This is a genomic window from Pseudoalteromonas piscicida, from assembly GCF_002208135.1.
GTDB classification, from domain to species: domain Bacteria; phylum Pseudomonadota; class Gammaproteobacteria; order Enterobacterales; family Alteromonadaceae; genus Pseudoalteromonas; species Pseudoalteromonas piscicida_A.
Genome location: NZ_CP021646.1, coordinates 477,176 through 490,236, shown reverse-complemented (window position 1 = coordinate 490,236; position 13,061 = coordinate 477,176). Strand labels below are relative to the sequence as shown.

Genomic DNA, 13,061 nt, shown 5'->3' with positions numbered 1-13,061 from the left:
AAACTCATAGTTTTTTGTTCAGAGTTACGAATTTATAACTATGATTATTTCTTTCATCAGGTTCATTACACTCAGTTTCAAGCACTTCCCATTCAGCAACTTGCTCATAGTCAGGGAATTGAGTATCCCCTTCAACGTCTAAATCGATGAAGGTCAAATAGAGTCGCTGAGCATAAGGTAGAAACAAGTCATATATATGACCACCACCAATTATCATCATTTCGTCGCAATCCCCAACAGCACTGAGTGCCGCTTCAGGTGAAGCGACGACTTCTATACCTTCTTGAGTATAGTCAAGATTTCTGGATATCACTATGTTTCTACGACCTGGCAGAGGCCTACCAATAGACTCAAATGTCTTTCGGCCCATAATCACAGGTTTACCTAGCGTAACCTTTTTGAAATGTTGAAGGTCTGCAGGTAAATGCCACGGCATATCGTTATCTTTTCCGATAACACGGTTATTTGCCATCGCAGCTATCATTGAAATTACCACAACGCACCTTTATAGTATTTTAGTATTAGTTTTTACACACAATTAGCATGCAAGATGTTTGGTTAGTATATCACCTTCAACGGAACTGCGGCGAGAATACTGAGTCGAAGTGATACTGCACCATTCGAATATGCATAAAAAAGGCCCATATAATGGGCCTCTTAGAGTAAAATCAATGCAACTTAGCGCTCGTAAATAACTTCGACATCGTAGTCGTCGTCATCCCAATCATCCCAGTCATCATCGTCGCTCTTATCATTTTTAGTTGCATGTCTGTGGTAGGTGTCCCACTTAAATTCAACTTCTTCTTGCTGCTCTTCTTCGAATTTATCTTTTGGCATGCTTTCAAGAAGGGTCATGATATCAAAGCACAAAGGCTGTGTGTTTAGCTTGTTCGCAGCGGAGATCATATAAAAGTTTTCAGCGTCTAGCTCTTCTGCAATACGGGCACATACTTCTTCTCTTTCTTCTTCAAGCAACAAGTCCACCTTATTTAGCACTAGCCAGCGAGGCTTTTCAGCTAATTTAGGACTGTATTGATGCAATTCGTTAATAATAGCGAAACCATTCTCGACAGGGTCGCTGCCATCAACCGGCATCACATCAATTATGTGTAATAACACTCGACAGCGCTCTAAGTGCTTCAAGAAACGAATGCCAAGACCCGCCCCATCCGCAGCGCCCTCTATTAGACCTGGGATATCAGCAATTACAAATGACTTGCTCGCCTCTGGTCTCACAACACCCAAGTTAGGTACTAGTGTGGTAAAAGGATAATCAGCGACTTTTGGTTTAGCAGCAGATACACTGCGAATAAACGTAGATTTACCAGCATTCGGCAGACCTAATAAGCCGACGTCTGCAAGCAACATTAATTCTAAGCGAAGGTTACGGATTTCACCTTGGGTACCCAGCGTTTTCTGTCTTGGGGCGCGGTTAGTACTTGACTTAAAACGCGTATTACCAAGTCCATGATACCCACCTTTCGCTACGATCAGCTTTTGTCCATTTTTGGTTAAATCACCTAGACATTCTTCAGTATCGACATCTGTAACTCTTGTACCAACTGGTACCTTAAGCACTAAATCCTGACCTTTTTTACCGGTACAATTACGGCCTTGACCGTTGGTACCACGTTCAGCCCTGTGAAAGCGTTCAAACTGATAGTCGATAAGCGTATTTAAATTTTCATCAGCCTGCAGGAATACACTGCCGCCATCGCCACCATCACCACCGTCTGGGCCACCATCAGGCACAAACTTTTCGCGGCGGAATGAAACGACACCACTGCCCCCATCTCCGGCTTCCGCTCTAATCTCTACTTCATCGACAAACTTCATGGTTTAAACTCTTTAACTCTGTCTGAATTCACTACACCATTATAGCAGCAGCGACAAATCGCTCCTAATACCAATTGTATTAATACGCCTTGATATAGCTAATTTGGTAATTGATGTGCTGAAAACAAAAAACCCCGCCTAAGCGGGGTTTTTTAGTATCTAATACCGATTACTCAGCAACGATGCTAACGTATTTACGGTTTAAAGGACCTTTCTGCTCAAAAACAACTTTACCGTCTGCTTTTGCGAAGATTGTGTGGTCTTTACCGATACCTGCGTTAGAACCAGCGTGGAAACGTGTACCACGTTGACGAACAATGATGCTACCCGCTAGAACTGATTCGCCACCAAAACGTTTAACACCTAAGCGTTTACTTTCTGAATCGCGACCGTTACGAGTACTACCAGCTGCCTTCTTATGTGCCATCTTTCTGTACCTCTAAAAATTAAGCGCTAATGCCAGTGATTTTAACTTCAGTGAACCACTGACGGTGGCCCATCTGCTTACGAGAATGCTTACGACGTCTAAACTTAACAATCTTAATCTTCTCGCCACGACCGTGTGATACAACTTCAGCTGTAATTTTTCCACCGTTAACAAACGGTGCACCGATCTCGATCTTTTCACCATCAGCAATTAGAAGTACTGAATCAAATTCAACTGCTGCACCAGTTTCAACGTTTAGCTTTTCTAAACGAATTGTTTGACCTTCAGTCACACGGTGCTGTTTACCACCACTTTGGAAAACCGCGTACATAATTAACTCCGTCTGTGCGCCCTCAAATCGACGCAACTTAATATTCTTCAATAGGGCGCGAAGTTTACGCTAATGCGTATCTTGGCGCAAGAGTAAATTTGAAGAAAGTGAATAAAATTTAGCTCGCATGAGGGCAATCAAATATTTTCCCCTATTCTAGTCAAAAAAATGTCAAAGCCAAGCTCTTTTTTCTCTCAATTCATCAGACAAAAGGCGAATCTATGGTTTACCTAATACAGTACCAAACAAGATTTTAATGTACCCATTTCGATAACTGCACAACCATTAAAAGAGCAAAAAATAAGCATAAAAACGTTTTTTTATAAGCAACTACGACAATTTATCGAGTCGATGATTTTTTTGTAGTACAATTGCAGAGTTTATTCATTTTCGGTTAATAGATTGGCTCGGAGCGCAATGGATATAAAAACTATCCAAAATTTGGTTGAGCAAGATATGCTTGACGTCAACCAACTTATACATCAACAAATGCAATCTGATGTTGCACTTGTAAAACAGCTAGGTTTATACATTGTAAATAGCGGAGGAAAACGCATCCGCCCAATGTTAGCCCTTTTGGCTGCACGAGCATTAGGTTACGAAGGTGATAAACACATCACACTAGCGACAATTGTAGAGTTTATTCACACTGCAACTTTACTCCACGATGACGTGGTTGATGAGTCATTACTGCGCCGTGGAGAACCGACTGCAAATGCTGAATTTGGAAATGCAGCAAGCGTATTGGTCGGTGACTTTATCTACACTCGTTCATTCCAGTTGATGGTTGGTCTTGGTAATATGGAAGTCATGCAGATCCTAGCGGATGCGACTAATATTATCGCTGAGGGCGAAGTGTTACAGCTAATGAACTGTAATGACCCAGATACAACTGAAAAGAGTTATATGCAGGTTATCTACAGCAAAACGGCAAAGCTATTTGAAGCTGCAACTTTACTACCCGCAGTGGTGTTAGAGCAATCAGACGAAATTAAAACTGCGCTTAAGCTTTACGGTATGCATTTAGGCACAGCCTTCCAACTTGTAGACGATATTCTCGACTATAGTGCTAACGCTGAATTGCTTGGCAAGAATATTGGTGATGATCTCGCCGAGGGAAAACCTACGCTTCCGCTTATTTATGCAATGCAGCATGCAAATACTCAGCAAACAGCTCAGATCAGAACAGCGATTGAAAGTGGTAATGGGCTTGATCATCTTGAAGATATTTTGGCAACATTAGCTGAAACCAAAGCACTTGACTTCACGATGGCTAAGGCTCAAGAAGAAGCCCAAAAAGCGATTGCACAATTGAGTGTTTTACCCGACTCAGTGCATAAAGAGGCACTTGTCGCACTTGCTAAACTATCTGTGGATAGAGAATATTAAGCCAGATTAGTATTGCTATCATTAGCAAGTTTCTGAATGACAAAAAAGGTCGCTGATGCGACCTTTATTTTTCTGGTGGTCTGTAGCCTTCAATTTCGACTTCTTTATCTTCAAACAAAAAACCGACCATCTGTTCTTCAAGCATTTGCCTATGCTCAGGATCCATCATATTAAGATGCTTTTCGTTAATAAGCATAGTTTGCTTATGTTGCCATTGCTGCCAAGCTTCTTTTGAGATGTTATTAAATATACGTTCACCAACTTCTCCTGGATACAGTTGAAAATCCAGTCCAGGCGCTTCCTTTTGTAATTTTTGACAAAATACCGTACGTGCCATGCGTATCTACCTCTTCAATTTTAATCGTGCACTCAATGAGAGTCAGCACCAATGATGGTGTCAGTTTACCCTATTGCGGTTAATACTTTAACCAACTTTTTAGTCGGCGCAGCGAGCCCAACCTCTGGTGGGTTATGAATATCGAACCACAGTAATTGCTGATCATGAACACAATCAGGCATGCTTTTCACATCGACAACCACGGGAGTAATAGTTAACTCGAAATGCGTAAAAATATGCACAAAGGGTTCCAGTGTATTTGTACACTCGAGTTTAAGTTCTTGCTGCTTAATAAAAGCGTCTAGCTCACCTTGCTCAGCAAACTCAAAAAAGCCGAATAATCCCCCCCATATTCCACTAGAAGGGCGCTTCTCCATCAGTACTTTATCATCACATTTGATTATTAAGTGGTGGGCATGCTTTTTTGGTTTCGCTTTTTTTGGTTTAGGATTTGGAAACTCGTTAACCCGATTATTGTTGAACGCCGCGCATTCCTCGACTAGCGGGCAGGCCTTACAATTTGGCTTACTTCTGGTACATACACCTGAGCCTAAATCCATCATAGCCTGGTTAAACGCTCTCACATCACAGCTCGGCGTGACGGCATCACTCAAGGCCCATAACTGATTTTCGACCTTTTTTACTCCGTACCAACCCTCAACCATATAAAACCTAGCCAGTACTCGCTTAACATTACCATCAAGTATTGGGTGATGCTGACCAAGGGCAAGAGAGAGTATCGCACCTGCGGTAGAACGACCAATGCCCGGTAAGTCCATCACCGCTTCTAATGTTTGTGGGAATTCACCCTTATAGCTATCTCTGATCACCTTTGCAGCTTTATGAAGGTTTCTTGCTCTGGCGTAATAACCAAGTCCAGTCCAATGGTGTAACACTTCATCTTCTGGTGCATCGGCCAACGCAATTACTGTTGGGAAGCGCGCCATAAAGCGCTCAAAATAAGGAATAACTGTGGTTACTTGAGTCTGCTGTAACATCACCTCTGAAATCCATACTTTATACGGTGTTTTTCCGAGTTGCCACGGCAGTGTTTTTCTACCGTGAAGGTGATACCAAGACACAACTTGCTCACCAAACCACTTAGCTTGTTGCTGGCTAACTTTCATAAACCTGACTAGTACTTGCTACAAAAGCCGCCAGTGTAATCACAATTGCTTTAATAGTCACCACGTAAAATTTCACTCTATACTTGTTTATTGCTAACTGAATGACGATAATGTGCGACCATTTTCACGAGCATAGAAATGACCATGAACGAATCAAGCAAAAGTGCGCTCGAACAGGCGCAGGAAGAAGGCAAGTACATCAGAAAAGTGCGTAGCTTTGTTAAGCGTGAAGGACGTCTAACTAAAGGCCAAGCGGCATCGTTAGAAAAATGCTGGCCAGCAATGGGACTGGAACACCAACAAGGTTTACTGGACTTTACAGAAGTATTTGGTAACAGCAATGAAGTCGTTCTTGAGATTGGATTTGGTATGGGTAAGTCGCTCGTTGAGATGGCAAAAAATAACCCACAACAAAACTTTATCGGCATAGAAGTACACCGCCCAGGTGTTGGTGCTTGCTTGATGGATGCAGATGAACAAGGCGTAACTAACTTACGTGTTTTTGAACATGATGCTGTTGAAATCTTAGCGGATTGTATCGCTGATGGCAGCCTTGCTAAATTACAGCTATTCTTCCCTGATCCATGGCATAAAAAGCGTCACCACAAACGTCGCATTGTACAACTTGAATTTGCTGAAAAAATACGCCAAAAACTTAAAGTTGGTGGCGTATTCCACATGGCAACTGACTGGGAAAACTACGCAGAACATATGCTTGAAGTAATGAGTGCAGCACCTGGCTATCAAAACCAGTCGCAGAGCAATGATTATGTTCCTCGCCCAGACTTTAGACCGCTTACTAAGTTTGAACAACGTGGCCATCGTTTAGGGCATGGCGTTTGGGATTTAATGTTCAAGCGTATTAGCTAAGTAATCTATACGTGAAGCGGATTAGCCAATCTGCTTCATTTATTCGCCTCGCCTCACAATTTTACCCTATTACTAGGAGCTAGCGTTGCAGTTTACCAACCCGAGTTTATTACTACTTCGTAATGAAGAAGAGCTTATTGCCAACAATATTCTGGTTATTAACCATCAGCGCGATGGCTTCCTACGTGAATTAAAAGCGCTCAATCCAAGTTCGGCAATTCATGCGTTTAGTTTCGATTTTGCTGACCACCTTCACGCCGATAAAATCGCCGATGTTAAGAGCTATGTAGCTCATCAGCTACCGCAATTGCAAAATATTGATTTAGTTATTTATTATTACCCTAAGTCAAAACCTGAAGCGCAAATGGTGTTTGATAATATTCGTCACTTGAGCACGGCTGAAACTAGGTTACTCGTTGTTGGCGAAAACAAAAGTGGGGTGAAAAGTGCAGAAAAGCAACTTAAAGAACACGCTGCACACTGTTATAAATTAGAAAGCGCAAAACACTGCATTTTGTATGAGTTTGATCAGCTTACTGCCAACCCAAGTTTTGACGTAAGCCATTATGTACAGACATTTTCAGTGCGTATCGCCAAGACCGAGTTTACTGCCGCAAGTTTGCCTGGTGTATTTAATCATGGGAAGCTCGACGCAGGTACTCAATTATTGCTAGAAAATGTCACCCTGCCCTATAAAGGTAAAGTATTAGATTTTGGTTGTGGTGCTGGGCTTATTGCCTGCTACGCCTTATTGAACAGCCCAACTCTTAAGTTTACCTGCTTGGATGTCAATGCGCTTGCGCTGTTTGCCACGCAGCAGACTTTAGCTTTAAACAACCTCAGTGCAACTTTGTTACTTAGTGACGGTTTAAGTGAATTGAATGGTAAATTCAACCTTATTTTAAGCAATCCACCATTTCATACAGGCCTTTCAACAGACTATGATATCGCTGAGCAATTTCTACATAACATTAAGCGTCATATGGATACCAAGTCTAATATTCAGTTAGTTGCAAATAGCTTCTTAAAATACCCACCTATTTTAGAAGCTCAGTTTGAACAGTTTGAAGTTGTCACTAAAAACACTAAATTCGCCATCTATAAAGCGCAGTAGTTTACTAACTCTAAGGTTTACTTGCTTATATCAAGTAAACCTTAACTCAAACCCACCTTTTATCTTTTCATTTTCAAAGATTTGCTCTACTTTATTATAATGAGTTATTGGATCTCAAAAGCTCTGTAGCCGCAGCTAAGGCTGATCATACAGCTGGAATAAGAATGAGTAAGCAATTAACCAAAACGAGCATAAGAAAAGTATTGATCAGCGCAGTGATGCTTGTAACCGCGCTGTGCCTCTCTTTATCCATATCTATTTCCACTTACCTTGATGTAAAAGAGCAAAAGCAACTGATCATCAACAAAATAGAGATGATAGCCGACATCGTTGCGTTCAATTCTCAGATAACAATTTTATTCGATGATCGAAAAACTGAAGATGCACGTCTAAAGTCTTTTCAACAAGTGGATATCATTAAAAACATCCATATCTATGCCATGGATGACGTAACCAACAGCCCTGTATTTTTTACCAGTTACAACGCCAGTCGAACACCACCAGTACCGCTAAAGGTTAATCAAATTGAAGAGTTAAAAACCCCCAAGGTCTCAGAAGACTACATTGAATTGATTAAACCTGTCATTTATGAGGGGAATATTGAAGGTTATGTTTATGTCCGCGGCGGTTTAGAAAGGCTCTCAAACTATATAAATAAAAAAATATTGGTAGATATCGCGCTTACCTTATTCGTACTACTCCTCGTATTGTTAGTTTCTAGAGGTATCCAAAAACGTATAGCGACGCCAATTGAAGGACTCTCAGCACTATTGCAGGACGTTTCAAAAAATCATAATTACAGTGCTAGAGCGCCAGGCAGCAATATTGCTGAACTAAACGTATTAGCAAATAACTTAAATATCATGTTAGCTCGCACAGAAAATCAACTTGAGCGTCATAAAGCGGATAAACAAGAAATAAAACAGCTCAACCAGAGCTTGGAAGAAAAAGTGAATCAACGCACGATCGCGCTGAGAGAGGCTAACCAAGAACTGTTGAACGCTTTAGAGCGTATGCATCAATACCAGAACCAAATCATTGAGAACGAAAAAATGGCTTCGCTGGGGCAAATGGTGGCTGGTGTTGCCCACGAGGTAAACACCCCTATCGGTTTGGGTATCACAGGCTCTACGTTGTTAAGAGACAAATTATCCGATATTCGCGAAGCGTTTCAAACAAAGTCTCTGACTTCTAAGCAGTTAGAACGCTTCGTTAATGATGGAATTGAAAATCTTGACCTCATATACCGCAACCTGAACCGAGCAGCAGAACTGGTTTCTAGCTTCAAGCGCCTTGCCGTAAGCCAAGATCTGGAAGTGAACTCACAAATAGATTTGTCAAACCTGCTTACTGAAGTCGTAGCATCTATGCGAGCTGAACTTTCCACAAAACAACCTGAAGTGACAATTGACTGTGACACTGGACTTGCCATTGAAAGTAAAGCTGGACCATTACAACAAGTGTTAGAGCAGCTAATATCTAACTCCTTACTCCATGGCTTCAAAGACCAACAAAACAATAGCATTTCAATTACTGTGAAGTCATCAATGGGACAGCTTACAATTGAATATGCAGACAATGGAATGGGTGTACCCAAAGCAATTAAAAAGCGCATCTTCGACCCGTTTGTCACTACCCGTAGAGGCGAAGGTGGAAGCGGACTGGGTATGCATTTAGTTTATAACTTAGTAACCCAAGCACTTGGAGGCTCGATCACTTTAGATGAAGAATTTAGCCAAGGTGCCAAATTTATTATAACGCTTCCTCTTTCGGGTAATCTAAAATGAGGTTGATTAATCTAGTAATTTTGCTTTTATTTGTCTCCTTAAATACAGCTGCAAAATCACCAGATCAGGTTCGTTCCGCCTTTCTCTATCAGATGGCAAAATTCGTCGAGTTTCCCGACGAAAACACAAAAACCAGTATTCAATTTTGCTTCTATTCACTTGAGTCAGGACCGGCTTCTGAACTAAAAAGTGCAACAAAGCTAAATGTGCGAGGCAAACCCATTGAGCTCGTAGAAGCAAAAAAAACGTGGAGTTATAGTGAACTTTCCAGCGCTTGCGATATCACATACATTGATGAAACTAGCGAAAATGATATACTGTCCGCTTGGACCGATACAATAGAGTCAAACATGTTGACCGTGGGCGAAAGTATTGAGTTTTTAGAAAGAGGCGGGATTGCTTCTTTGGTCCAAGAAGGGAGCAAAATTCGACTGTATATAAATAAGCAAGCGCTAGAAAAACAGTACTTCATCGTGCGCTCAAGGCTGCTTGCCGTATCCAAGTTTCATCCCAACTGATTTTACTTGTTAACAATTGGATAAGCTCCTATAATCGTAAATATTCGGATTTATTATATAAGTCCGGACACATTGTAAATTATATATTCCGAAAAGGTTAATTAATAATGCAAACGCCAGTCATTCTAATTGTAGAGGATGAAGACGTAACTCGACTGAACCTCGTTAGTTTATTTGAAGCGGAAGGTTACAAAGTAATCGAAGCCATTGATGGCGATGACATGCATGACAAGTTGACATCACATGATGATGTAAACCTTGTAATCATGGATATCAACCTTCCTGGTAAAAATGGTTTAATTTTGGCGCGTGAGTTACGCCAGAAGAAAAACATCGGCCTTATTTTCCTAACAGGTCGTGACAATGATGTTGACCGTATTCTTGGTCTTGAGATTGGTGCTGATGATTACATCACAAAACCATTTAACCCGCGTGAACTAACGATTCGTGCTCGTAACCTAATCTCTCGTACAGGCTCGTCTGCAGAAGAGTCAACAATTGATAGCAACGGCGTTATTACTTTTAACGGTTGGGAGTTAGATGAAAACAGTCGCTGTTTAACATCTCCAACTGGCGATTCAAAGCGTCTACCGAAAGGTGAATACCGTGCACTTCGTCTAATGCTAGATTCTCCTGGCCGTATTTTTAGCCGTGAGCAGCTTATCAAGCACATGACAGGTCGTGAACTTCGTGCGAATGACCGCACTGTTGACGTTACTATTCGTCGTATTCGTAAGCATTTCGAAACTGATAACAATACACCTGAATTAATTAGTACAATTCACGGTGAAGGTTACCGTTTCATCGGTAAACTCGACGCTCAATAATCGTTTTTACTGATCTTCAGCGAGTTTTGCAATTAATGGATGAAGGGCTTCTTGCCCTTCTTCTATTTTTGCCTCTAGCTCAGATACCCAATCCAATAGCGTCTTTACTTCTTTTCCTTCTGACTCTAATTCCATTTTCTTTGCTTGTAATTGGGCAAGTTGCAATCCTACCGACCCAGCAGCACCTTTAACCTTATGCGCAACCGCACCGTATTCTTCAATATCATTTTGTGCAACAGCCTCTCTGAGCTCCTGGCAGTACTTAGGATTGAGCTTAGTAAATAAATCACAGCTTCTTTGGAACGCTGCCGCTCCCATAGACTCAACAAAATCGCAAATGGTCTCTATATCTAAATCTGAGTATTCAGGCTGTGACAATGCTTCTCGAATATCGATGCTTTGTTTGTTTTTCTGTGCCTCAATTCCAAATAACTCTGCGAGCATTTTGTCGAGCTTAGTGGTATTTATTGGTTTGGCTAAAGCCCCCTGAACATTGATCCCCTCTAGCTCTTGCTCGGCACTTCTGACGTTCGCGGTTAAGGCAACAATTGGTAAATGATCGAAGTGGCTATCTTCTCTTATTTGACGTGCCACCACGTCACCATTGATATCTGGTAACTGCATATCCAATAGAATTAGGTCTAGGTCGTCCTCAGTTTCAACAAACGAGAGCGCGTCCTCACCAGTTTCGGCCCAAATAACTTCATGCCCTCGCTGTTCTAATAGATTCGTTGCAATTTCCGCGTTTAACGGCACATCCTCAACAAGTAAAATGTATAAGCTTCTGCCAGCATAACTCTGTTCTTTCGGTGCGTTACATAGCTGCAATGGGATCTCAACATCAAAACGGCTCCCCTTTCCTTCTTGACTAGTAACCGCTATCGTTCCTTGCATAGCCTGAACGAGGGCTTTAGTAACCGCAAGGCCAATTCCCGAGCCAATCGCATTGCTACCTGATGCGTCCGGAGCCTTGTAATACATTTCAAAGATCCGCTCAAGCTGATCTTCGGATATTCCCATACCAGTATCTATGACACTAATTGTCAGCCATGGTCCATCGTCTCGATTCTCACGGCGACATTCCAGCGTTACATTACCTTTATGGGTAAATTTCACTGCATTGTTAATTAAATTCCAAAGTACCTGACGTAAGCGTGTCGGATCCAGTAACGCATAAACGTCTAATACCCCAGAGCGATTAATAGTAAATTCAAGGCCCTTTTGATCAGCAATTAGACCCGCAAAGTTGACCACATCGTTGATAAAATCAGAAACATTGATACTGTCTGTTGCAATATCCAGCTGCTCCCTGTCAATTTTATCTAAATCAATAATGTCGTTAAAAATATTGCCAAGCGTCTCCGCGCTTGAAAACACGGTATTACACCAGCTTTTTTGTTGCGCAGTCAGATCGGTGTCTAACATCATGCGCGTCAGACCAACGATACCATTAAGAGGGGTTCTTAATTCATGGCTTAGCGTAGCAATAAACTTACCTTTATCCTTGTACGCTGTTTCTAGAGCCTGCTCGGCTTCTTTACGACTAGTAATATCCCGACCAAAGGCCAACAAGCCTATATATTCGCCTTTATCATTGATAAATGGCAGCTTGCGCATTTCAAACCAACGCGGTTCGCCTTTAACTGGATATTCAACGTCCAGTGTTAATGGTTGCTGTGTTTCTGATACCTGACTATCTGTTTCAAGTACTTTCGGAAGGTATTGTTTTGAATATATTTGTTCAACTGACTTACCAATTAGCTCTTCACTGCTTTTACCCATAACTAATTCAAACATTTTGTTACAACCAGCGAATACACCGTTTTCGTCGCGGTAATAGAATAGGTCAGGAGATGAGTCAACGATGCTTCGCAGTAACATACCTTGCTGCGCAAGCTCTTGTTGGGTCTTTTTACGTTCAGCAATTTCTTTTCTTAGTTCATCTATCGCGCGGTGTTTAGCATGCAGAGCAATTTTACGCTCGTCAATTTCACTATTTAAACGATTTATATTGTCCTTTAGCGTTTGGTTCAGCATCTTTTCTTGTTGTGTTGCCGACTCCAAATAAGCTTTGGACGAGTGTACCTCCCGCATTGCCGCGACGGACATCATAATGAGGGCGGGCGCGATAACAGCGGTTAAGAAAAAGAGTGCCGATATATCGACAATTTCAACTACACCTAATGCAACATAGTAAAACATGCAAGACAGAATGACGGCAACGAAGAGCGTAAAAGCATAAGCGATGGCAAACGCCCGCTTGTTGCCATATTTTTCTACCAAGTTTGATAAAATTCGAGCCCACGAGCCAAACGAATTTTCTGTCATATTATTACTTCACCATTGTTAAACACTTGTCAGGTAAGTTTATATTTTACCGCTTGAGCTTGACTGAATTGCTTTTCAAGCCCTCAAAGTAAATATTATACAAAAGCCTTAGTAATAAGCGAGTATAGAAATTGCAGCGCCAGATCATTCCCCCAATTTCAAGCACACAA

Annotated in this window: 13 protein-coding genes; 6 read left to right on the top strand and 7 right to left on the bottom strand. The window is 41.5% G+C overall.

What is annotated here, in order from left to right:
• Positions 1–4: 4 nt before the first annotated feature.
• The 4 genes from folA to rplU form a co-directional block, all read right to left on the bottom strand.
• Positions 5–496 carry a type 3 dihydrofolate reductase gene (gene folA, locus B1L02_RS02365; protein ID WP_340548635.1) on the bottom strand — a complete coding sequence of 164 codons (492 nt, stop codon included), beginning with the start codon at positions 494–496 and terminating at the stop codon, positions 5–7.
• Positions 497–678: 182 nt separating this feature from the next.
• A complete protein-coding gene (gene cgtA / locus B1L02_RS02360) occupies positions 679–1,836 on the bottom strand; it encodes an Obg family GTPase CgtA (RefSeq protein WP_088529764.1) in 1,158 nt (385 codons plus the stop codon).
• Positions 1,837–2,005: 169 nt separating this feature from the next.
• Positions 2,006–2,263, bottom strand: coding sequence for a 50S ribosomal protein L27 (rpmA, locus tag B1L02_RS02355; RefSeq protein WP_088529763.1), 258 nt, complete (start codon positions 2,261–2,263; stop codon positions 2,006–2,008).
• A gap of 19 nt (positions 2,264–2,282) precedes the next feature.
• Positions 2,283–2,594 (bottom strand): 50S ribosomal protein L21, encoded by a 312-nt coding sequence (rplU, locus tag B1L02_RS02350; RefSeq protein ID WP_010374575.1) that lies wholly within the window; start codon positions 2,592–2,594, stop codon positions 2,283–2,285.
• Between the two features lie 417 nt (positions 2,595–3,011).
• Here rplU and ispB point away from each other — a divergent pair, with 417 nt between their 5' ends.
• Complete coding sequence (gene ispB / locus B1L02_RS02345; protein ID WP_088529762.1) at positions 3,012–3,983, top strand: octaprenyl diphosphate synthase; 972 nt, start codon at positions 3,012–3,014, stop codon at positions 3,981–3,983.
• 64 nt (positions 3,984–4,047) lie between these two features.
• On the opposite strand, the gene B1L02_RS02340 is transcribed toward ispB, so the two are convergent.
• Together B1L02_RS02340 and mutY are read right to left on the bottom strand one after the other, a co-directional pair.
• Positions 4,048–4,320, bottom strand: coding sequence for an oxidative damage protection protein (locus B1L02_RS02340; protein WP_010379401.1), 273 nt, complete (start codon positions 4,318–4,320; stop codon positions 4,048–4,050).
• Positions 4,321–4,385: 65 nt separating this feature from the next.
• Positions 4,386–5,447, bottom strand: coding sequence for an A/G-specific adenine glycosylase (gene mutY / locus B1L02_RS02335; RefSeq protein WP_088529761.1), 1,062 nt, complete (start codon positions 5,445–5,447; stop codon positions 4,386–4,388).
• A gap of 144 nt (positions 5,448–5,591) precedes the next feature.
• Between mutY and trmB the strand changes: the two genes are divergently transcribed.
• The 5 genes from trmB to arcA all read left to right on the top strand — a co-directional run bounded on the left by trmB (position 5,592) and on the right by arcA (position 10,563).
• The gene (gene trmB, locus B1L02_RS02330; protein ID WP_088529760.1) at positions 5,592–6,317 is read left to right on the top strand and encodes a tRNA (guanosine(46)-N7)-methyltransferase TrmB; all 726 of its coding nucleotides are present in this window, start codon (positions 5,592–5,594) and stop codon (positions 6,315–6,317) included.
• Between the two features lie 85 nt (positions 6,318–6,402).
• On the top strand, positions 6,403–7,431 hold the full coding sequence (locus B1L02_RS02325; protein ID WP_088529759.1) for a methyltransferase: 1,029 nt from the start codon (positions 6,403–6,405) through the stop codon (positions 7,429–7,431).
• A gap of 164 nt (positions 7,432–7,595) precedes the next feature.
• Entirely contained in the window at positions 7,596–9,218 is a 1,623-nt protein-coding gene (locus B1L02_RS02320; protein ID WP_088529758.1) for a sensor histidine kinase, read from the top strand.
• Complete coding sequence (locus B1L02_RS02315; RefSeq protein WP_088529757.1) at positions 9,215–9,736, top strand: YfiR family protein; 522 nt, start codon at positions 9,215–9,217, stop codon at positions 9,734–9,736. Before B1L02_RS02320 ends, B1L02_RS02315 begins: the two co-directional genes overlap by 4 nt.
• Before the next feature lie 107 nt (positions 9,737–9,843).
• Complete coding sequence (gene arcA, locus B1L02_RS02310; RefSeq protein ID WP_088529756.1) at positions 9,844–10,563, top strand: two-component system response regulator ArcA; 720 nt, start codon at positions 9,844–9,846, stop codon at positions 10,561–10,563.
• A 6-nt stretch (positions 10,564–10,569) separates the two neighbouring features.
• On the opposite strand, the gene arcB is transcribed toward arcA, so the two are convergent.
• Positions 10,570–12,891: an aerobic respiration two-component sensor histidine kinase ArcB gene (arcB, locus tag B1L02_RS02305; RefSeq protein ID WP_088529755.1), complete on the bottom strand. Its 2,322-nt coding sequence runs from the start codon at positions 12,889–12,891 to the stop codon at positions 10,570–10,572.
• Between the last annotated feature and the right edge of the window lie 170 nt (positions 12,892–13,061).

What these genes read in the sequence shown, in the direction of transcription:
- trmB (WP_088529760.1), top strand. Translation starts at nt 5,592, where the DNA reads ATGAACGAATCAAGCAAAAGTGCGCTCGAACAGGCGCAGGAAGAAGGC.
- ispB (WP_088529762.1), top strand. Translation starts at nt 3,012, where the DNA reads ATGGATATAAAAACTATCCAAAATTTGGTTGAGCAAGATATGCTTGAC.
- rplU (WP_010374575.1), bottom strand. Translation starts at nt 2,594, where the DNA reads ATGTACGCGGTTTTCCAAAGTGGTGGTAAACAGCACCGTGTGACTGAA.
- B1L02_RS02315 (WP_088529757.1), top strand. Translation starts at nt 9,215, where the DNA reads ATGAGGTTGATTAATCTAGTAATTTTGCTTTTATTTGTCTCCTTAAAT.
- cgtA (WP_088529764.1), bottom strand. Translation starts at nt 1,836, where the DNA reads ATGAAGTTTGTCGATGAAGTAGAGATTAGAGCGGAAGCCGGAGATGGG.
- arcB (WP_088529755.1), bottom strand. Translation starts at nt 12,891, where the DNA reads ATGACAGAAAATTCGTTTGGCTCGTGGGCTCGAATTTTATCAAACTTG.
- B1L02_RS02340 (WP_010379401.1), bottom strand. Translation starts at nt 4,320, where the DNA reads ATGGCACGTACGGTATTTTGTCAAAAATTACAAAAGGAAGCGCCTGGA.
- rpmA (WP_088529763.1), bottom strand. Translation starts at nt 2,263, where the DNA reads ATGGCACATAAGAAGGCAGCTGGTAGTACTCGTAACGGTCGCGATTCA.
- B1L02_RS02320 (WP_088529758.1), top strand. Translation starts at nt 7,596, where the DNA reads ATGAGTAAGCAATTAACCAAAACGAGCATAAGAAAAGTATTGATCAGC.
- arcA (WP_088529756.1), top strand. Translation starts at nt 9,844, where the DNA reads ATGCAAACGCCAGTCATTCTAATTGTAGAGGATGAAGACGTAACTCGA.
- mutY (WP_088529761.1), bottom strand. Translation starts at nt 5,447, where the DNA reads ATGAAAGTTAGCCAGCAACAAGCTAAGTGGTTTGGTGAGCAAGTTGTG.